Origin of the sequence: Exiguobacterium sp. s56 (assembly GCF_018618255.1) — a bacterium.
Lineage (GTDB): Bacteria > Bacillota > Bacilli > Exiguobacteriales > Exiguobacteriaceae > Exiguobacterium > Exiguobacterium chiriqhucha.
This window is the reverse complement of record NZ_JACSLR010000008.1, coordinates 87,443-107,356: the sequence shown is the minus strand read 5'-3', so window position 1 is coordinate 107,356 and position 19,914 is coordinate 87,443. Positions and strand designations below refer to the sequence as shown.

Sequence of the window (19,914 nt, the reverse complement as noted above, 5' to 3'; positions counted from 1 at the left end):
GGAGGCGCGCCATGCATCAAATTCAAGTTGAAAATGAAAGTGTTTCGTATCGAGTGACGATTGTCGAGGCCGACCGGGCCTTCCTTATCCTCGATGTTCATGGTCGGCGCGAGGTGGTGACGACGGCGAACTATATTTCCTTTGCGCGCGACCTCACTACGGCCCATCGGCGATTGAGTGGGGTGGCTCAGCTCTTGAACGTCCAAGGCGAAGAAGTATTGAACATCGAATACCTCGGTGGTCACGTCGATGTTCAGCTGATCGGAGACGCTGGTATCCGAACGCTTACGACCGATCAAAGTTATATGACACCTGTGCTTGCTCAAATCGGGATCGTGGAATAGATTGTGACAAACGCGGGAAAAGAGCATATGATAGAGGTTGACTATACGGAAAGGGGTGTCGGGTATGGATGGCACGAAACGCGCGGACATTCGCCCAGGGCTCCACGTCCAGATTGTCCTAAAACAAGATCAGCGGAGTGGGAAGTTGACGTCAGGCGTCGTCAAAGACATTTTGACGAACTCGCCGCGTCACCCGCACGGCATTAAAGTACGCTTAAGCGATGGACAGGTCGGTCGGGTGAAAGTGATCGAAGCTGGAGGTGAATAACATGACTGAAAAGAAATTAAGTTTTCAAGAGGCGATGAAGCAAAAACTCGCTGAAAAGAAACAAAACGAGACGAAAGTGCCGACAGGACTTCGTGGGACGAAGCAGAAACCGTTGACGAACCAGTTGACGAAGAAGCCGAACAACCAGAAGAAACGGACAGGCGTTTAACAAGCAGCCGCTCAATGAGCGGCTGCTTTTTTTATTTCCCAAATGAATAATGAAAGGAAGCTGGTATTTTCTATACATTCAAATCTATTTACAAAGCGAATAGTTTGAAACAAGTTGAATGAGGACGTCAAAAAAAAGTAGGGAAATAAAGATTTATTATTTCTTTCAGATAACTTTGTAAGCGCTTTAAATAAAGCTATAACTCACCTTTTGTTATATAACATATGAAATAAGTGTGAACTGACCTATAAAAAAAATTATTGATAATTGTCAGAATCTTTGTATAATTCAGAACTAAGACATCATAAAATTTTTAAACAACTTTAGATTCACACAACAGGGAGGAACTTACTTATGGAAGCCGTGCAAAGCATGTTACAAGGAAGCGTCGATTACATGAACAACATCTTATGGACTTATGTTCTGATCGTCGCGCTCGTCGGAGCCGGGATTTACTTTACAGTGAGGACACGCTTTATGCAGTTCCGTTACTTAAAAGAGATGTTCCGGGTCGTCGCTGAAAAACCGGAGGTCACAGACAGCAAGAGCATCAGTTCAATGAAATCGTTCTTCATCGGAGCAGCCACACGAATCGGGACGGGTAACTTGGCTGGTGTCACCGTCGCCGTGACGGTAGGTGGACCAGGAGCGGTCTTCTGGATGTGGATTGTCGCGCTTCTCGGTGGAGCGACAGCGATGATTGAGAGCACGCTCGCACAAGTCTATAAAGTAAAAGATGACGTCGCGTACCGCGGCGGTCCAGCATACTACATTGAAAAAGGACTCAACAACCGGGCCCTTGGTATCGTCTTCGCCGTCTTAATCGCGGTGACGTTCGGTCTCATCTTCAACTCAGTGCAATCGAACACGATCGCGGCCGCGTTTGATAACGCGTTCGGCATCGATGCCGTCGTCGGTGGAGCCATCCTCGTCGTCTTGACTGGATTGGTCATCTTCGGTGGTGTACACCGTGTCGCCAACTTCTCGGCAATCGTTGTACCGATTATGGCTGGATTGTACTTGGCCATCGCCGCTTATGTCGTCGTCGTCAACATCACAGAAATCCCAGGCGTGTTCGCGATGATCTTCCAGAGCGCATTCGGTCTTGAGCAAGCGTTCGGTGGATCGGTCGGAGCAGCCATCTCGATGGGTGTACGTCGCGGTCTCTTCTCGAACGAAGCAGGTATGGGTTCGGCACCAAACGCGGCAGCAGCTGCTGAAGTTTCACACCCAGCGAAACAAGGTTTCCTTCAAGCGCTCGGCGTCTTCTTGGACACGTTGATCGTCTGTACGGCAACAGCGGCCATCATCCTCCTCTCAGACAGCTATGCTGCCGGTAACGGAGAAGGAATCGTCATGCTTCAAAATGCATTGAGCGAACAAATCGGATCGTGGGCGCCAGCGTTCGTAGCTGTCAGTGTCTTCTTGTTCGCCTTCAGTTCAATCGCAGGTAGCTACTACTACGGTGAAACAAACATCGAGTTCATCAAGAAGAGCAAAAACGCAGTTCTTGGTTTCCGCCTTGCGACAATGGCGTTCGTCTTCATCGGAGCGGTCGCAAGCCTCGGCTTCGTCTGGAGCTTGGCTGACTTGTTCATGGCAGGGATGACGTTAATCAACATTGCAGCCATCACATTGCTTGGTGGCGTCGCCTTCAAAGTCCTTCGCGACTACGAAGAGCAGCGTGCCCAAGGGCTCAACCCACGCTTCTCGGCCCGTAAACTCGGCATCGAGAACACGGAATGTTGGGACGTCGAAGAAGAAGAAGTCGCACAAGGTGCAGTCCAAGCGGCTGCTGCCGATACGACAAAAGGTTAATTCGTTCAATATGCAACAACAGGGGCCCTGCGCATCGGGGCCCCTGTCTTTTTATGCTTGTTGACGGATAGATTCGATTTTCGTATCGGCTGGCTTGGCGTTCAAATGGACGTACGTCCCGGCGACGAACAAGGCGCCTCCGACGATGTTGCCAAGCGTGGCAAACAAAAGATTGTTCAACGCCAGCCCGAGGTTGATCGCCTCGGACGGCACATAATAGAGCGCGAGCCCGAAGATGCCCATATTGGCAATCGAGTGCTCGAAGCCGGCGGCGAAAAAGACGACGACCGGGAGCATCGTCAGCATGATTTTGGCGACATCATTCTTCGTTTTCAGTGGCATGAAGATAGCGATACAGACGAGGATGTTGCACAAAATCCCTTTTAAGAAAATCGCGAGCGCCTCGCCGCCCATCTTTTTCGCAGCGACGACGGACAAGAGATGATCCGTGTCGACGTCACCCATGCTGTGGGCCCCGATGACGAGCCCGACGAGAATCAGTGCACCGACGAGGTTACCGAACCAGCTGATACCCCAGACGGCCGTCAAATCGCGCCAGTCGACACGTCCGCGTTTCGCGCCCGTATACAAATACATCGTGTTGCTCGTGAACAGTTCGCCGCCCATCCAGACGATAAAGACGAGCGCGACCGAGAAACTCATCCCGGCGAACAGCATCGTACCAGGTACATCAATGAACATATTCCCGACCGAAAAGGCAAAGACGACCCCAATCCCGATTAGAAAACCAGCGACGATGGAACGGAGTGCGTAGTGACCGAACGCATGACGCAACAGCGTCGCTTTTTTATAGGCGGCTTCTTCCATATACGCGACAGCTTGTTTTTCCATTTGAACACGGCCTCCTTTAGACAACTTAAGTCTAGGAGGTCCAACAAAAGTTTGCAATTGTTTTCACAAACTTTTTTGAAAGCCGTTTCAACTGTTCACATCGTTGCCACGAGTTCGACTTTCATGCGGTCGGGATCCTCGAAATAAAGAGCGATATAGTTCGGACCACCGGCATAAGGGAAGCGGTCGGCATAGAGCTCCGTGAATCCGTGCTGAGGCAATTCCGAGCGCAGTCGCTCGAGTTGCTCCAATGACGCGGCATGAAAGGCGAGGTGGTTCAACCCTGTCTTTTTACGATGATACGGAGGATCGAGATGTGCGGTCTCGGTTTGGACGAAGACGAGATACGTATCGCCGAAACGATAACTCCTTCCTTCTTCCCATTGTTGGTAGACGGTATAGCCGAGCTCAGTGAGGAGCCAGTCCCACGCCACGAGGCTCTTGTTCAAATCAGAAACGTACAGTTCGACATGGTGTAGCATCGGTCTCATCCTTCCGTCGGACGTTTCAAATTTGTCCGTTTAGTATAATGGTTATTATATAACGAATGCAGGGGGAACCATATGGACAACACGGGGCTTGTCTCGAACATCTTGATCGCGGGGAAGACCGGGGTCGGCAAGAGCGCTTTTTTAAATTACATTTACGGGCGTAATGTGGCCGAGTCACGTGCCGGCAGCCCAGTGACGGCCGAAGGGCTGCATGAATATGAATACTATGACCTTGAGCGAGGCATCTTGTTCCGGTTCTTCGATACGTGGGGACTTGAGGCGGACCGATCCGACGAATGGCATGAAGCGGTCCTCTCCATCGTCAACAAGCGGGAAGGTGCGCTCGATATCGCCGACTGGTTCCATACCATTTATTATTTACTCTCGATCAACTCGGGGCGCGTTGAGGCGTACGAACTCGAATCGATTCTCAAACCGCTCTACGCGAAGCGAAGCAATGTCACGATCATCTTGACGAACTATAACCCAGACAGTGCGATGAACGTCGAGAAGGCGGAAGCGATGGAGGACGTGCTCATGCGCGAACTCGGAATTTCACGGGATGCGATGATTCGAGTCAACAGTGTCGAAAAGAAATTGCTCGGCGGACAAGTCGTGCCGCATATCGGCTATGAGGCGGTGTGGCAACGTAATCGGACCAACCTCTGGAAAGACGTCGAACGAAAACTACCGCATAACTTGACGCGTCATTTATTGACCGAGTTAGAGGCGTGGCGCGCCCGGAGCTATCGTTCGGCTGAGACGATTCGCATGATCACCCCGCAAGTGATGATCAGCTGGAAAGCACGCCAAATCGAAAAAGACTTGGAACGAACGCTCGAAGCGGCCGCTGAGACCACAGAGGCCGCGATGGCCCAAGGCGTTCGGCATTATATTCAATTGATGGAACGCTACCCGCTCGTCGGTGCCCCGTCCGACCTTGTCTTTAAAACGCGTCGGGTCGAGCTCGGGTTTGATTATTCGTTTAACCGGACCGTCCGGAAGATGGTGCTCGGCATGATTCCGGGCGTCCACTTCATTTACTGGGCGTTCAAACGGCGAACGGCGGAGCGCGGCATCAAGAAAGCCGTCAATCAACAATACGAGCTGGTCAAACAGACGATTGAGCTGGACGTGCACCGCGGATTCGAGGAAGAGATGCGACGGCTCGGCCGGACGCTCAATCAATGAGGAGGAACGGACATGGATAAACAGACCCCATTCAATTTTGATACGTACGATTTGAAGGAAGAGCTCGACCGCTTACGCGGAAAAGTCAAAAAGCCGAATATTTTCATCGCAGGGGCGACCGGATCGGGCAAGAGTTCGGTCGTCAACCACGTGTTCGGTCGCGACTTGACGAAAGTGGCCGCCGGTGAACCGGTGACGCGCGGGATTCATCAGTTCATGAGCGATGAGATTTCTATCGTGCTCTATGACAGTGAAGGGTATGAGATTGGGAGCGACCGGCAGCAAGCGTATGCCGATGAAGTCATCGGTTTCGTTGAGCGGGCCCAGACGAAAGGCGCTGCCGAACAGATTCATCTCGTTTGGTACGTCATCAACGCCTCGATGAAACGGGTCACCCCGCTCGACCGTGCGCTCATCAAGCAGTTAAACGAAGCGACGTCGGTCGCGGTCCTGTTGACGCAAATCGATCAAGTCGATGTAGATGAGCTCACGGCCCTCCGACAGGAATTAATGGATGTGGTACCGGAAGAGGCCGTGTTCCAAGTCAGTGTCGCTGAAGAGCTGTTGAATGACCAAGAACTTCGGAACCATCTCGATTGGGAGCGTCTCGTCACCTGGTCTGTCGAACAACTCGACCAATCGCTCCAAGAAGGGTTGCTCATGGAGATTCATGCCGAGAGTGAGGCGATGCTCAAGCTGAAACGGAAGAAAGCGAACCGGATCATCTCGGGTTATGTCGCCAGTGCCGGGACGGCGGCGGCGGTCCCGCTCCCATTCGCCGATGCGATCGCGCTCACGCCGATTCAAGTGACGATGAGCGTTCACTTGTTCCGTTATTGGGGTGTGAAAGCGAATGACGATATGTTGAAGACGCTGATCGGCAGCACCATCATCCCGCAAATCGGTCGGGCGCTCTCGAAGACGATTTTATTGAACGTCATGAAGTTCTTTCCTGGGGCGAACGCGGCGGCGAGTGTCATCAATGCGACTGTCGCGTCAGGCATCACCTGGGCGATCGGACTTGCCATCAACGAAGTCGCGTACCGGAACGCGATGGACTCATCGAAAACAATCGAGCAACTGCTTAACAGTGACTTCGGCTCGCTATTCGAGCAGTTCATGGAGCAAAATCCAGTAACGAAAAAGAAACCTTGATTCGACACGTTTGATAAACTGGTCGAGACAAGACAAAGGGGGAGACGGAATGAAGAAACGCATTTACATCACGAGACGGTTACCGGAAGAAGCAGTGGCGCCACTGCGAGACAAGTACGAGGTCCGCATGTGGGAAGAAGAAGCGAAGAGCGTCCCACGTGACGTGTTAGTGGAAGAAGCGGCGTCGGCACATGCGCTTTGGACGATGCTCAGTGATACAATCGACCGGGAAGTGATTGAACAGGCCTCGCAACTCGAAGTCATCTCGAACTTGGCGGTCGGCTATAATAATATCGATATTGGAGCGGCCAAGGAACGCGGCATCGTTGTGACGAACACGCCGGACGTGTTGACAGAGACGACGGCCGATCTCGCGTTCGGATTGATGATGATGACGGCACGTCGGCTCGGGGAAGCAGAACGCGATTTACGAGACGGAGAATGGAAATCGTGGACGCCGATGGGGTACGTCGGGATGGACTTGTACCGGGCCAAACTCGGGATCATCGGCATGGGTCGAATCGGGGAAGCAGTCGCACGTCGGGCCCGCGGCTTCGACATGGATGTGTTGTACCATAATCGGACGCGTCGCCATGAATCGGAATCGATGTATGGCTTCGTCTATGCGGAACTCGACGAGTTGCTCGAACAGTCCGACTTCGTCGTCGTCCTCGCGCCGCTCACCGAAGAGACACGTGGGATGTTAGGCGCAGAGCAGTTCGCGAAAATGAAAGAGACAGCCAGCTTCATCAATGTCGCCCGTGGCGAGATTATCGATGAGACGGCGCTCTATGAAGCACTGAAGGAACGGCGGATTTGGGCGGCGGGACTTGATGTGTTCGCCAAAGAACCGGTGGCGATGGACCATCCACTCTTGACGCTCCCGAACGTGACGACGTTGCCGCATATCGGCAGCGCCTCCATCAAGACAAGGCTTGCCATGATGGCGCTCAATCGGGAAGCCATCGTGAACGTGCTCGAAGGAGAAGAGCCGAAAAACCGATTAACGTAAAACAAGGACCTGACCGGGTTGTGGTCAGGTCCTTGTTGCATCTTGGTTAGAAACGGCGGATATTGTCTGGATCTTCGTAATCGTTTCGGAGGGCCCGATCATCGAGTCCACGCAACTTGTTCTCACGGTCAGTCAACTCGGATTTTTTATCCAATATGTCCTGCTCGGGGTCGACGGCCCGGTTTGGATTGTCGGCCGTCGATTCGTTGAACGGTTTCGAATCGATTTCTACACCATCAGACGTATGGCGATCGTCCCGGTTCGCGTCACGATGTTTCGGGTCATTATATGGCTCCGAATCAATCTCCACACCATCGGACGTGTGATGATCTGAGCGGGTCGAACGGGTCGTGTCAGATTTCGGATCATTATACGGCGTCGAATCGATTTCAAGCCCATCGGCCGTATGGTGGCCTTGGTGACTCGTATCGTGTCTCGAGTCGGTATAAGGTGACGAATCGATCGTCAGCCCTTCATTATGACGACGCTCGAAATCTTCATCCACATAGATTAAAATCTTTCCAGCCTCGACATCGCTGTAGTGGCGCTTCACCTCGTCTTCGCTCAAGCCCATATTGCGAAGTCCGGCATGGACGTCCTCATGTCCGCTCAAGAAAGCCCGTACCTTATCAAACCAGCCGGCGTGGTGTGCTGCTTCGGTATGGACGTCCGTTTGACGACGCAAAATCGAGACGTTATCTTCATGTTTGGCGACGACATAGATGTCTGAGTCTTTATAGCCCTTCGCACGCAACTCCTCGACTTTTCCGAGTGCCGCGTCCTGTGTGTCATACATGCTGATAAACCGTTTCTCACTCATCTTCGTTTCCTCCTTATAATCGCCGGTGGTCTTCTAGACCGGAATGTCCGCGGACGATCGGGTCCTCTTTCGTACCGCGAGGTTCTTCGTCGTGATCATTGAATGGCTTCGCGTCGAAGGCGATGCCATCCGCTTCTTCCCCTTTATCATGGTCGAGTTCACTATCTTTCTTATACATATTCGGATAGCGTTCGTATGAGTGTTTATCGATGTAAAGCAATAATTTGCCGGCATCGATCGACGTATAATACTCTTCAGCCTCCGCATCACTGAGTCCCATGTTCCGCAATTCATCACGAATGCGGTCACTGCCGTGAAGGAACGCTTTCACACGGTCCAGCCAGTTGACATCACGAATCCCCGATTCGGCGTTCACATCGGTATGGTAGCGCAAGGCGGAAATTTCCCCGTCCCGCTTGGCCACGACATGCATGTTTTTCTCTGCTTCCCCAGCTTGTTTGAGTTCATTCACCTTATCCATGACTTCTTGCTCGTTATGGAACAACCCAATAATTTTACGATCCGACATGTTGTGCCTCCTTCGATTTCGTTTCATTTTTAATTGACGTCACGCTATTAGTAATTTCCGTTCTAGCAAAGGTTCAAACAAAAAACGCCATCTCCTAGAGAGAATGGCGTGATCAATAATAAATCATTAACGTCTCATTGCCGAGGTGGCACCGCGTGTTCTTCCAAACGAACTCGACGAGTGTCCACATGGCCATGAATCCACTGATCGCGAGCAGAATGAGTGCATACACAGGCGTCAATTGAATCAAGAACGACCATCCGAGCGAGAACAGGATAGGTTGGGTCAATAACACGAAACCGACGTACAGGGCTATGATGAGCAATGCGAAGACAATCCGTCGTCCTAGCGTTTGGAAGTGGTGACGGAAACGGGTCAATAGGCCAAAGATGGCACCGGTCAATAGAACAGGGAGGACGAAGCCGAAATAATCGAGCGGGTAAGGCGTAGCGGGTGCCGTGAACAAGCGCAGACTGAACACATCATCCATTACAAGCAATAAGTTGGCGTAGGCGAATGCCAAAATCATACCGAGTAGCCAACCGAATTGATTCCAGACGCGACGAGATGACTTGATTGCCTCAATTTTCGTATAGGCTAAAAAGGAGACATCACGCATCTCGACATCCTGGAGCTTGACTTGAACTTCGTTGAGCCGCTCAATCGCCCAATCGAATTCCCGATTCGCCTGCGCTTTCTCATGAGGTTTCAATTCATCCGTCGTCTCAATCATCATATGGTAGCGACGTTGGTATTCTTCGTTTGTCGCCGGTTGTTCAATTAAAAATCGAGCATAGTCGTGCGGGTTTTGTTTCGTGAGTCCTTCGAGAGGCTGCCCGTTCTTTTCCGCCTGTTGAATATAGCCGGCTAAACTGTCAAGCAAGCGATCGGCTTGCTGCTTGTCATCTAATAAGTCGTTTAAATGCGTACGGACTTGATCGTAAAACTGTTGAACGACCGGGTCGTTCGATACGTGTGGTTTCAGAAAAATTCCTCTCTTCTTGATAAGTTGTTCATACTGGTGGTTTGTCATTATGGGTCAAGGTCAGCGATTCAAAATCGCCTTGCTCGATACTGCGGATGAGAATCTCACTTCCGCCCATGTTAGTGGCCAAAGGGATGGAATAGACATCACAGAGACGCATCAAGGCACTCACATCAGGTTCGTGCGGTTGAGCCGTCAATGGGTCACGGAAGAAAATAATCATGTCCATCTCACCCCGGGCGACGGCGGCACCGATTTCTTGGTCTCCGCCGAGCGGGCCCGACTGAAAGCAATGGACGGGCAATCCTGTCGCCTCGGCAATGCGCTTACCGGTCGTGCCAGTGGCGAACAGATGATGTTTTTCCAAGACATGAGCGTAGGCTTTCACAAGTACGATTAAATCATCTTTCTTCTTGTCATGGGCAATTAGGGCGATGTTCATCTTACTTCCTCCTCCAAAAGACTTCTTCTTTTAATTCGTATCACATTTGACCTAGAAAGACACGCCTTCTTTCTTTAAGAATGCTTTCTGAAAAAGCTGTTTTCCCATCAAGTCTTTATCGGGAAATAGGAAATGGCAAGGTTTAAAGAGATGAAAATGTTGGTATTTATACAAAGAGTCAAATAAATGAAATCATTTTTAAAAAGAGATGGGAGGAAGATGTTAGATGAACGATACTACTTATAATTTCAACACGTTCATGTCATGGCTGCCTGAGCTTTTGCTCGCATTGCTTATTCTTGTCGTCGGATTCATTTTGGCGAAAGTTCTAGAAAACGTGACGCGCAAAGCGCTTCGCAAAGCACGCCTTGACGATCGTGTCGGTGTCAAACAAGAAGGGGAACCTGGAAAACCGGGTAAAGAGGAGAAACGATGGACGCCTGAGCGGATCATCGGAAAAGTCGTCTTCTTCGGCGTATTGCTTCTCGCATTTTTAATCATCTTCGAATTCATGAACGTACCGGCTATCACACAACCGTTCAGTCAAATCTATGCTGGCTTCTCTGGGTTGATCACAGGGGTCATCAAAGCGGGTCTCATCTTGCTCGTCGCATGGATTATCGCGACGCTCTTGAAAAAAGGTATTCAAATGGCGGGTCATCGCCTCAACTTGAACAAGTTGATGGAGAAGACGGGCCAAGAGTCGACGAGCGTCAATCAGACGAAATGGGTCGACACGGTCGCCAATATCGTCTTCTACCTCGTCTTATTGTTAGCTCTTCCGGCGGTGCTTGATGCGCTTGGGTTGCGAGGCATCAGCGGACCGTTTGAAGACTTGTTGAACAGTTTCCTCGCCTTCATTCCGAAACTTGTCGCGGCTGCACTCATCTTCGCGATTGGTTATATCGTTGCGAAAATCGTCCGTGACATCTTGACGAAGTTCTTGGAAGCAGCAGGTCTTAACCGCTTCGCTGAAAAACTGCACTTGTCAGACTACGTAAAAGGGTCAAGTCTCGCGAAAGTGGTCGGTACGATCGTCTTCATCTTGATTATGATCCCGGTCACGATTTCAGCGCTTGAAGCGCTCGATATTCGCGGAATCTCGGATCCAGCCATCTCGATGCTCAACGACGTCTTGGCAATGATTCCAAATATCATCGTGGCCATCGTCTTGATTCTCGCAGGTGTCTTCCTTGCTAAATGGTTGAAAGGCGTCGTCGTGTCTCTCCTTGAGAACTTAGGCGTCAACTCACTCGCTAGTAAGATGGGTCTCGGTGGTCGCTCGTCGTCATCGACATCGATCGCACAAGTGATCGGAACAATCGTTCAAATCATCATCATCTTGTTGTTCGTATCGGAAGCCCTTCAAGTCGCAAACCTCGACTTTATGGCTTCGCTCGCGACAGCCATCTTCGCATACTTGCCAATGGTCATCGCAGCCATCGTCATCTTGGCGGTCGGTTTCTGGCTCGCGAACATGGCAGAGCGTCTCGTCGGCAGTGTGCTCGTAGATGGAGCTGGCCAACCGAGCGTCCTGCGCCACGTCGCGAAGTACGCGATTCTTGGAATCGCCTTCTTCATGGCCATCAGCCAACTTGGCATTGCGCCATTGATCGTCAATACGGCATTCTTGCTCATCCTCGGTGCAGTTGCGCTCGCCTTCGGCCTTGCCTTCGGTCTCGGCGGACGTGAGACAGCAGCTCGCTACTTGAAGAAAGCTGAGAAGCGAATCGATGAGACAGAAGTGTCAAAAGAAGGTCTCGAGCAAGAGAAAGCCCAAATGAACCAAGAAGCCGAGGCTGCGAAGCGACAGGCGAAACAAGGTATGGAGCAGTCGAAGCGTGAAGCGGATCAAACGAAACAAGAGTTGAAACGTGAAACGAATCGTCCGCAAGCCTCACAATCTGACGTGACGAACGTGGACGGTCCAGAACCGAACCCGTTCCATGAAAACGTCACGCCAGATCAAGACAATCGTTCACTTGATGACAACGAAGGTCCACGTCGTCCGTAACGGTGAAGGACGGGTCCCTAAAAAGGGGCCCGTTTTTGTATTTCTGTAAAAAAGTGTCACTTTTGTCGATATAATAAGAAAGAGGTCGACGAAAAGGCAGGAGTGAGGGGAAGATGTACCAACGATTTCAACACACATTAATCATGAATTACATATGGGGTTCAGGCATCGCCGTGTTCGGTGTCGGGGGGCTGTTCATTTTTCAGACGCTCGATTTATCCAAGACGGAGATGCTCATCCTCTTGGCTATCATGGGGCTGTCCGGGATGATGATGATTGGGCTTGAACTGCTTCTTTATCGACGTCACATCCGACCGATCCGTCGTGTGTTTCAAACAGAGACACCAACGTATGAGGAGCTTCAACAGGCGTTCGATCAAACGAGTCACTTTCCTACGTTGACGGTGAAACGGATTCTCGGTCCGCATTTGTTCGGTTTGTCCGTGCCGGCGATGAGTATGACGGCACTCGCCATCGAACAAGGGTGGATTGACTTGCCGTATCGGTTGATTGGCTTGGCGGCGTTCGGTGCTATTTTAATCGCCATCTTGCATGCGTTGATTGAATTCTTTTTGACCTATCGCTCGGTTGAACCGTTGTTGCTTCAGTTGCAGGAGATGAGCGGAAACTTGTACGGGCGGCCGCTCCAAGCGACGTATCGCTCCATTAGCGTCCGGACGAAACTATTGATCAGCATGCTCGTCATCGGTGTGTTCCCGGTCGCATTGTTCATCCTCGCGTCCGGGGTGCAACTGTCGACTGTCAATCAGGTCGATGCATACTGGCAGTGGGCGGCTGTGATTTTAGTCGTTATCATCGGGGTCGCGACGTTTAGCAGCTTTTTGCTGTATGACAACATCAAACGTCCAATCAGTGCATTAACCGAAGGGGTCGCCGCGTTAGATGCCGGACGATTGAATCAGATTGATAACCCTTACTCGGATGAGTTCGCCCAACTCGTCACGGGCTTTAATCAGATGGTCACGAACGTCACGTATCGAGATGCGGAAAACGAGCAACTGTTGAACAGTCTGTTCGTCTTGTTCGCTGCAACACTCGATGCCCGGGATTCGTATACGGCCGGGCATTCCGAGCGAGTCGCCGCCTATTCTGTCGAGTTGGCACAGGCGCTCCAGTTGCCGGCCGGACAAATCGAGCTGCTCCGCAAATCGGCGCTACTCCATGATATCGGGAAGATTGGTATCCGTGACGATGTGTTGTTGAAGGAAGGGAAGCTGACGGATCATGAGTTCGCGCAAATTCAAGAACACCCGACCATCGGAATTCATATTTTGAATCAAATTTCCCTACCGGCTGCGTTACAACCGATATTGGCAGGTGTCCGGTCCCATCATGAACGGATTGATGGGCGCGGATATCCGGATCGGTTGGTCGGAGAGGAGATTCCGCTCTTCGGTCGTATCATGGCAATCGCCGACGCATATGACGCTATGACCTCTGACCGTCCATATCGGGACGGGATGCCAGTCGAGAAGGCTCTATCGATTTTAGAGAGTGGTCGCGGTACACAGTGGGATCCGGCGTTCGTCGATGTATTCATTAGGTTACGACGTCAGGCCATCTCTGCTTAAACAAACAGGTCCGCCCCACAATTGGGCGGACCTGTTTGTTAAAGGAACGTTTCAATGAGATACACCCCGACGATGCCGCCGATGACGACGAGCATCAAGTTGACCCGAAGGAATGCGAGCGTTGCGGCGACCACCCCACCCGCTAAAGCGGACGTAAGACTGGTCGTTGCCTGCAGGATGCCCGGGAAAATGAGACTGGCGAGCACCGCATAAGGCGTGAACAGTAAAAATCGCTTCAAGAACGGCGGCAACTTGATGTCCCGGAGCCAAAGCAGCGGAACGAGCCGCGGGATGTATGTGACGAACGCCATGGCCAGGACGAGCAAAAACAGACTGATCATGCCTCATCCTCCTTGTATACCAAAGCGCCGATGCCGGCTGCGACCATCGTGGCCAAGATGATGCTCAAACCGGACGACAGCGGGATGAATGGAGAGACGCCGAAGTAGAGAATGGCTTGAGTCAAGACGGCGATTGCAGCCACGACGATGACCGGTTTGCGGGTAAGGGATGGGACGAGTAGGCCGATGAACATGGCGTACAAGGCGATGCCCATACTCGCTTGGACCGAGGCGGGCAAGCCGAAGGCGAGAAAGACGCCAATCCATGTTCCGACGTTCCAAGCTAAGAAGGCGATTAGGTTTAGCCCGAGCACAAAGTGACCGCGCGTCGACTCGTCACGCGTCGAGGCGACACTGAACGTCTCATCGGTCACGCCGAACGCGATGGCGGCCAGAAATCGATTCGAGGTCGTCTCGAGACGTTGGGACAACGACGCCGACATGAGGAAGTGCCGTAAGTTCAGGATGAACGTCGTCAAGATAATCTCCCAATACATCGAACCGGCCATGATCAGTTGGACGCCAATAAATTGACTGGCGCCGGCAAAAATGAATAATGACATGGCGAGCGTGATGACGTTTGGCATATCGAATGATTTCGCAAGCAGCCCGAAAGCGATGGCAATCGGGATATAGCCGACAGCGACCGGTATACCGGCCCGCATGCCGGAACGGAAGGCGTCCTTATTCGGGATCGGTGTCATTTGTGAGACCGGAGTTGCCATGAGACCCCCTCCATTTCAGAGATGATTAGTTGTGGATTCGAGATTGGGTCACGCTTTCCTGCTCGAACTCGAAAAAAATAGGGTATATATAGGCGATAAGGAGTGTGAATATATGAGTCGTGCAGAAGAATTTATCGCATCGTATCACCGGATCGAGGATCATTTGAGTCGCGAGATGGGGGACGGCCAGCATTTCAGTTTCAGCAACATGGTCAATCGTCTTGCCAAACATAACCCAATCATTGAACGTTACAAAGAAGATTTACATCAAATGAGCCAATTGCGAAACGCCATCGTCCACGAGCGGCGCGAGCCAGATTTCATCATCGCGGAACCGCATGAATCGCTCGTTAATTTGATTCTCGAGGTGGAGAAAGAACTCCTTCATCCGCGTCAAGTCATCCCGCTGTTTCGTAAAATTGTGACGACGTTCGACGCCGATGACTCGTTGGTCGACGTCCTCGGTGAGATTCGAGATAAGAACTACTCGCAGTTCCCGGTCTATAACCATGACGGGTCATGGCGCGGGTTATTGACAAAAAAGGAGTGACCAGCTGGCTCGCCGAAACGGTCAACGGGCCGCATGTGTCACTCGAAGGCATTCAAGTCAAGCACGTGCTCCATCACGATCCGCACCTGCGACGGTATCGGTTTATCGCGAAAGAGACATCGGTCATCGAGGCACACCATCATTTCATCAACATGAAAGACGGGGTCCGGCTCGATGCGTTGTTGATCACTGAGACAGGACAAGAAGATGAACCTTTGCTCGGGATCATCCGGCCGCAAGATATTTTATACGTCATCGGTTGAGGCGCCGTGCTCGATGGCGACCTCATATTGGGTGACCGTGTTTCCAAGGACGATGGGCTTCACTTCAGAAGTACCGTCGTCCCGTTTTTTATGGGCATGTTTATACGCTCCGCTATCACGCCAATTTTCGAAGCTCGCCGCATCGCGCCAAGTCGTCATGATGACGACTTGATCTTTCGTCTCGTCCGACGTATCGGTCAACACTTGCATCCGAACGAACCCATCCATCGACTCGATGCCTTTCGTCGTCTGGAAACGGGCCGTGACCGCAGCGACTTTCCCTTTTTCAACGTCTAGTTTGTTCATGACAATCCACATGCACATGTCCTCCTCTGCGATATCGTACGCGTTCATTATACATGGAACACGATCGATGCCTCGCTCGAGATGCTCGCATCAACGTGTGGCCCACCACTCCTCGAACGTCCAATTTTGTTGTTTCATCGTCGTCGCTTCTTTCACACCGACGTACCGGAGATGCCATGGCTCGTAGTTGTAGCCGGTGATTTTCTCTTTTCCTTTCGGATAGCGGACGATAAATCCGTAACGGTGTGCCTGTTGGAGCATCCATTTGCCTTCTGGGGTCTGGTCGAACGAGGCATAGAGTCCCATCTGCATGCGTGCACTCGTCATATCGACGGCGAGACCGGTCTGATGCTCACTATATCCAGGACGGGCGACATATTTTGAGGCGTACGCTGTGCCTCGCGTGTTGACCCAATATATGTAGAGTGATTTCTGGCTGGCGTAGGAGCGATAGGCGCTGAGGGCATACAACGTGTGGCCTTCTTTTCGCCCGGCGTAATAGAGGCGGGCTAGCGCGTGAGCGGCTTCAGCGGCCATGAGGGTTCGCTCGCTTCCTTTCGTGTAGACGGTCGGGATGGTCAACGTGACGAGTTGCCGCGAACGATACGTGCTCGAGAGGCCGTGTTGTTTATTGACGAGTCGAATCCGTTCCGCAGGCGCAAGTTTCGGGATGCCAGCTTTTAAGTTGCTCGACGGGGTATAGTAGCGTGTACCATCGATATAAACGTTTGACCAACTGCGATTATACATCGTGTAACGGACAGGTGTGTTCGTGGACAGCGTCTTGGCGACCGGGGACGTTTGCATGGCCCGCCAGTACAGTTTCGTCGTTTTAATCGTGTAGCCTGGCTGGGGTGACGGGGTTGCGGCGGAAGTCGATATGACGGGAAAGATGAGCATCAAGACGAGGAGTACATGGATGAGTTTCATAAGGATGACCTCCTTTTTGCTGGATAGTCTTCTTTTCCCGGTTTTTAAGGAGATGAAAAGAAGAGAAATTGGGGAATAGTGAACAGGACTGTCTCCGCCTCTTGACCTGCTTCCTGTACTGCGCGAGCCGGATGTGATGGAGAGCGGGAAGTAGTACACTGAATGTAAGAGGATGGTTGAGACTAGAAAGGAGTGAACGTATGGAACTCATTTTTGGTTTACCGTTATTGTTGCTCGTCTTGTTCTTCGCCTTTTTGTATTTCAACATCAAAGGGTTATCGAACATGTGGAAAGACTATGATCGGACGAAATCGATGATGCCGCTCGGGTTCTTTATCGTCGGGATTATCGGAATCTTCACCGGCGTTTGGACGTGGCTCGTCATCTTGATCTACTATGCAGTCCGTCCGAAAGCCTGACCTGACACCGTGTGCGAAAGCGCATGGTATTTTTTTGTTATACTGGGGGTGAGGTGTTGTCATGGAGAAATTGATCAAGGCGTGGTTCATCATCACGCTCATAACGTTTGTATTATTCAAACTCGGCGAGACGATGACTGCCGCCTATACAGAAACGGCGGGTGAAGGGAATCCCTACGTGCTCGTCTTGCTCATCGGTTGGCCGTTCGTCCTGTTGTTCATCTGGATTACGATTCGGCTTGCTCGGCGTGCGGTCGAATCGGTTCATCGCCTGGGACGAGTCGGTCTTTTAGCCGGGAGCCTCGTGATGGCGGGAATCGGTCTATATATCAACGCCGGTCAAGCGGCTTCGCTCCGGGCTGGAATCCGTGCTTCTGAGAATGCGGCGTACGCCTCAGGATGGAACCAGTTCACGAACATCATTTATGCGAACCAATTGACGTTTTTCGTCTTGACGGTCAGTTGCATGGCAATCGGGGTAGCGTTTTCCTTCGTCACGCGAAAACAAACGAACGAGGAACGGCTAGTTGAGCCGTTCCTCGTTCTTGTTCACTGCAATTTGTTTTGATAGAGACGAGCGTACCGGTCGGCCGCGATGATGGCATCGGCCACTTGTTCAGCGGTCACATCGAACCCACTATGAATCGTCTCACCTTCCGCCGTTGCCGCTTGACCGACTTTTAGGATGTCTTCACGGGAAGCGTCTTTCAACTTCACGTCTTCGAGTGTGACCGGCAACTCGAGCGCCATATACAAGGCGACGTAGCGGTCGAACTCTTCCTGCGTTCGGCCTTCGAGCGCAAGTTGGACGAGTGTGCCGAACGCGACTTTTTCCCCGTGCGTCAAATGGTGGATGTCTCCGTGGAGGGCGGTGAAGCCGTTATGAATGGCGTGGGCCGCTGCGAGCCCGCCGCTTTCAAAACCGAGACCACTTAGAAGTGTGTTCGCCTCGACGACGGACTCGAGTGCCGGAGTGACGACTTTGGCCTTCACCGATTCATAAGCAGGGATTCCGTAATCGAATAGCACCTCTTCGCAGCGTTTGGCGATGGCTTCCGCGGCAATCGTCGGGACACCACCCGCCATCGTTTTGCCACCGAAGGCGAGGACGCTCCGGACTTCGACCCATGTCGCGAGCGCATCGGCAATCCCCGAGGCGAGGAATCGGGCCGGGGCCTCGGCGATCAATTTCGTATCGACGAGGACCAAATCCGGGTTCTTTTTATAGAAGCGATAGCTTTCAAAGTTTCCTTCATCCGTATAGATGACGGACAAGGCGCTCGTCGGGGCATCCGTTGAGGCGATGGTCGGGACGATGACGATGCGGGCATCGAGTTCGTCGGCGACAGCTTTCGCCGTGTCGAGCGTTTTTCCGCCGCCCATTCCGATGACGAAAGCAGTATGGCTCTCTGCTGCCGTTTTGGCGATCCGTTCAATCTCGTGACGGGACGCTTCCCCGACAAAATCGGCCTTTTCTGCGTTCACGCCGCTCGACTTGAGTGAATCGGTCACCCGTTCCCCAATCAAGCGCCAGACGATGTCATCGGCAATCAAGAGAGCCTGTGATCCAAAATGGCTAACGTGCTCCCCGATGCGATCGATTGTATTTTTTCCTTGCACGTACTTGGCCGGACTGATAAATACGCGTTCTGACATATTCAACATCCTTTCTAAAGTAACAGTGACGACAGGACAACAGTAGGTTTGTTCCCGATACAGCCCCTCCTTCAAACAGTCCTACATGTGACATCTCGGTGAAACTGCTTTGGGCTTTCTTCACAACCCGCCAATAATCACGAGTAACACTATCAAAGCGACGACGGCAAGAAATCCCCAGTCGAGTACATGCTTCATCACGGTCATTCCCTCCTGCCAGCTGATGAGACCAGTATAGACGGTGGATTGATTTCTGCCGTTCTAAAAATAGGACCTGGTCAAAAAAAGAGTAGCGTTAAGGGTTACAAGGTTTGAATGAACTCACAGCGGGAACAACTCTTTCGTATGCTTAATTTAGAAGGAGGAATTTGCAATGTCTAAACATGTACTGATTGTCACGACGTCTGCGAATCAACTGGAGAACGGTCACGCGACAGGGCTTTGGCTCGAGGAGTTTGCTGCACCGTATCTTCAATTCGAGAAACAAGGTTATAAAGTCACAGTAGCGAGCATCGAAGGTGGAGACGTGCCAATCGATGCGAACAGCCTAGAAGGCGATTTGCCGCAAGAGGTGTTGGATACGAAACACCTGTTGAAAGATACGGCGCGACTCGATCAAGTGGCCAATGACACGTATGACGCAGTCTTCCTTCCGGGAGGACACGGTACGGTCGTTGATTTCCCGAACAGTGAAACGTTACAGCGTGTCATCCGTGATACGTATGAAGGCGGAAACGTCGTCGCGGCCGTCTGTCATGGACCGATTGGACTCGTCAACGTTAATTTGAGCAACGGAGATCCGCTCGTCAAAGACAAGCGCGTTACAGGATTCACGGATGCCGAGGAACGCGAGATGCAGCTTGACTCAGCGGTACCTTTCCTCCTTGAATCGGCGATGCGCGAGCGCGGTGGAAAATTTGATGGCGCAGACAACTGGGCTGTCAACGTAACGGTCGATGAACGTCTCGTTACCGGACAAAATCCGCAATCTTCAGAACAAGTCGGGGCAGAAATCGTCAAATTGCTCGGATAGTCCCACAGA

Annotated in this window: 25 protein-coding genes; 14 read left to right on the top strand and 11 right to left on the bottom strand. The window is 51.7% G+C overall.

Features of this window, described 5'->3' with window-relative positions; genetic code table 11:
• The first annotated feature begins 11 nt into the window (after positions 1–11).
• The 4 genes from KNP71_RS09365 to KNP71_RS09350 all read left to right on the top strand — a co-directional run bounded on the left by KNP71_RS09365 (position 12) and on the right by KNP71_RS09350 (position 2,599).
• On the top strand, positions 12–344 hold the full coding sequence (locus KNP71_RS09365; RefSeq protein ID WP_131471959.1) for a hypothetical protein: 333 nt from the start codon (positions 12–14) through the stop codon (positions 342–344).
• Between the two features lie 64 nt (positions 345–408).
• Positions 409–612, top strand: coding sequence for a YwbE family protein (locus KNP71_RS09360; protein WP_021067949.1), 204 nt, complete (start codon positions 409–411; stop codon positions 610–612).
• 1 nt (position 613) lies between these two features.
• Positions 614–781, top strand: a complete 168-nt coding sequence (locus tag KNP71_RS09355) for a hypothetical protein (RefSeq protein ID WP_021067950.1) — start codon at positions 614–616, stop codon at positions 779–781.
• A gap of 354 nt (positions 782–1,135) precedes the next feature.
• Positions 1,136–2,599: an alanine/glycine:cation symporter family protein gene (locus KNP71_RS09350; protein ID WP_029596374.1), complete on the top strand. Its 1,464-nt coding sequence runs from the start codon at positions 1,136–1,138 to the stop codon at positions 2,597–2,599.
• A 51-nt stretch (positions 2,600–2,650) separates the two neighbouring features.
• Here KNP71_RS09350 and KNP71_RS09345 read toward each other — a convergent pair whose 3' ends face one another.
• Together KNP71_RS09345 and KNP71_RS09340 are read right to left on the bottom strand one after the other, a co-directional pair.
• Positions 2,651–3,451 (bottom strand): formate/nitrite transporter family protein, encoded by an 801-nt coding sequence (locus KNP71_RS09345; RefSeq protein ID WP_214830548.1) that lies wholly within the window; start codon positions 3,449–3,451, stop codon positions 2,651–2,653.
• Between the two features lie 95 nt (positions 3,452–3,546).
• Entirely contained in the window at positions 3,547–3,933 is a 387-nt protein-coding gene (locus KNP71_RS09340; RefSeq protein ID WP_214756450.1) for a VOC family protein, read from the bottom strand.
• Positions 3,934–4,014: 81 nt separating this feature from the next.
• Between KNP71_RS09340 and KNP71_RS09335 the strand changes: the two genes are divergently transcribed.
• Genes KNP71_RS09335 through KNP71_RS09325 form a run of 3 tightly spaced genes read left to right on the top strand, consistent with a single transcriptional unit; the run spans position 4,015 to position 7,300 of the window.
• Complete coding sequence (locus KNP71_RS09335) at positions 4,015–5,133, top strand: GTPase (RefSeq protein WP_214830545.1); 1,119 nt, start codon at positions 4,015–4,017, stop codon at positions 5,131–5,133.
• Between the two features lie 12 nt (positions 5,134–5,145).
• On the top strand, positions 5,146–6,288 hold the full coding sequence (locus KNP71_RS09330) for a YcjF family protein (RefSeq protein ID WP_131471955.1): 1,143 nt from the start codon (positions 5,146–5,148) through the stop codon (positions 6,286–6,288).
• Between the two features lie 49 nt (positions 6,289–6,337).
• On the top strand, positions 6,338–7,300 hold the full coding sequence (locus tag KNP71_RS09325) for a 2-hydroxyacid dehydrogenase (protein ID WP_131471953.1): 963 nt from the start codon (positions 6,338–6,340) through the stop codon (positions 7,298–7,300).
• A gap of 46 nt (positions 7,301–7,346) precedes the next feature.
• On the opposite strand, the gene KNP71_RS09320 is transcribed toward KNP71_RS09325, so the two are convergent.
• From KNP71_RS09320 to KNP71_RS09305, 4 genes are all read right to left on the bottom strand, one after another.
• Entirely contained in the window at positions 7,347–8,120 is a 774-nt protein-coding gene (locus tag KNP71_RS09320; RefSeq protein ID WP_131471951.1) for a YflT domain-containing protein, read from the bottom strand.
• Between the two features lie 13 nt (positions 8,121–8,133).
• Positions 8,134–8,649 carry a YflT domain-containing protein gene (locus KNP71_RS09315; RefSeq protein WP_029596367.1) on the bottom strand — a complete coding sequence of 172 codons (516 nt, stop codon included), beginning with the start codon at positions 8,647–8,649 and terminating at the stop codon, positions 8,134–8,136.
• A 112-nt stretch (positions 8,650–8,761) separates the two neighbouring features.
• A complete protein-coding gene (locus tag KNP71_RS09310) occupies positions 8,762–9,682 on the bottom strand; it encodes a hypothetical protein (protein WP_242678989.1) in 921 nt (306 codons plus the stop codon).
• The gene (locus KNP71_RS09305; protein WP_034780495.1) at positions 9,663–10,076 is read right to left on the bottom strand and encodes a methylglyoxal synthase; all 414 of its coding nucleotides are present in this window, start codon (positions 10,074–10,076) and stop codon (positions 9,663–9,665) included. The genes KNP71_RS09310 and KNP71_RS09305 overlap by 20 nt, the downstream gene beginning before the upstream one ends.
• A 226-nt stretch (positions 10,077–10,302) precedes the next feature.
• On the opposite strand from KNP71_RS09305, the gene KNP71_RS09300 reads away from it, so the two are divergent.
• Positions 10,303–12,090 (top strand): mechanosensitive ion channel, encoded by a 1,788-nt coding sequence (locus KNP71_RS09300; RefSeq protein WP_131471949.1) that lies wholly within the window; start codon positions 10,303–10,305, stop codon positions 12,088–12,090.
• 113 nt (positions 12,091–12,203) lie between these two features.
• Positions 12,204–13,682, top strand: coding sequence for an HD domain-containing phosphohydrolase (locus KNP71_RS09295; RefSeq protein ID WP_214708332.1), 1,479 nt, complete (start codon positions 12,204–12,206; stop codon positions 13,680–13,682).
• 38 nt (positions 13,683–13,720) lie between these two features.
• Here the strand turns inward: KNP71_RS09295 and KNP71_RS09290 are convergent, their stop codons facing one another.
• Both KNP71_RS09290 and KNP71_RS09285 read right to left on the bottom strand, forming a co-directional pair.
• Positions 13,721–14,023, bottom strand: a complete 303-nt coding sequence (locus tag KNP71_RS09290) for an AzlD domain-containing protein (RefSeq protein WP_131471719.1) — start codon at positions 14,021–14,023, stop codon at positions 13,721–13,723.
• On the bottom strand, positions 14,020–14,748 hold the full coding sequence (locus KNP71_RS09285; RefSeq protein ID WP_214756446.1) for an AzlC family ABC transporter permease: 729 nt from the start codon (positions 14,746–14,748) through the stop codon (positions 14,020–14,022). The genes KNP71_RS09290 and KNP71_RS09285 overlap by 4 nt, the downstream gene beginning before the upstream one ends.
• Positions 14,749–14,860: 112 nt before the next feature.
• Between KNP71_RS09285 and KNP71_RS15870 the strand changes: the two genes are divergently transcribed.
• Positions 14,861–15,298 carry a CBS domain-containing protein gene (locus KNP71_RS15870; RefSeq protein ID WP_251132792.1) on the top strand — a complete coding sequence of 146 codons (438 nt, stop codon included), beginning with the start codon at positions 14,861–14,863 and terminating at the stop codon, positions 15,296–15,298.
• On the top strand, positions 15,295–15,561 hold the full coding sequence (locus KNP71_RS15865; RefSeq protein WP_251132791.1) for a hypothetical protein: 267 nt from the start codon (positions 15,295–15,297) through the stop codon (positions 15,559–15,561). Before KNP71_RS15870 ends, KNP71_RS15865 begins: the two co-directional genes overlap by 4 nt.
• Here KNP71_RS15865 and KNP71_RS09275 read toward each other — a convergent pair.
• The gene (locus KNP71_RS09275) at positions 15,544–15,879 is read right to left on the bottom strand and encodes an antibiotic biosynthesis monooxygenase (protein ID WP_034780505.1); all 336 of its coding nucleotides are present in this window, start codon (positions 15,877–15,879) and stop codon (positions 15,544–15,546) included. The two genes, KNP71_RS15865 and KNP71_RS09275, sit on opposite strands and share 18 nt — an antisense overlap.
• Before the next feature lie 78 nt (positions 15,880–15,957).
• Positions 15,958–16,797 (bottom strand): M15 family metallopeptidase, encoded by an 840-nt coding sequence (locus tag KNP71_RS09270; RefSeq protein ID WP_214756444.1) that lies wholly within the window; start codon positions 16,795–16,797, stop codon positions 15,958–15,960.
• A 200-nt stretch (positions 16,798–16,997) separates the two neighbouring features.
• Here KNP71_RS09270 and KNP71_RS09265 point away from each other — a divergent pair, with 200 nt between their 5' ends.
• Positions 16,998–17,216, top strand: coding sequence for a hypothetical protein (locus KNP71_RS09265; RefSeq protein ID WP_034780509.1), 219 nt, complete (start codon positions 16,998–17,000; stop codon positions 17,214–17,216).
• Between the two features lie 61 nt (positions 17,217–17,277).
• Positions 17,278–17,784 (top strand): hypothetical protein, encoded by a 507-nt coding sequence (locus KNP71_RS09260; protein WP_214830543.1) that lies wholly within the window; start codon positions 17,278–17,280, stop codon positions 17,782–17,784.
• Here KNP71_RS09260 and KNP71_RS09255 read toward each other — a convergent pair.
• Positions 17,766–18,872, bottom strand: coding sequence for a glycerol dehydrogenase (locus tag KNP71_RS09255; protein ID WP_131471713.1), 1,107 nt, complete (start codon positions 18,870–18,872; stop codon positions 17,766–17,768). The genes KNP71_RS09260 and KNP71_RS09255 overlap by 19 nt on opposite strands.
• Positions 18,873–19,245: 373 nt before the next feature.
• On the opposite strand from KNP71_RS09255, the gene KNP71_RS09250 reads away from it, so the two are divergent.
• Positions 19,246–19,905 carry a type 1 glutamine amidotransferase domain-containing protein gene (locus tag KNP71_RS09250; protein ID WP_131471711.1) on the top strand — a complete coding sequence of 220 codons (660 nt, stop codon included), beginning with the start codon at positions 19,246–19,248 and terminating at the stop codon, positions 19,903–19,905.
• Positions 19,906–19,914: the final 9 nt, after the last annotated feature.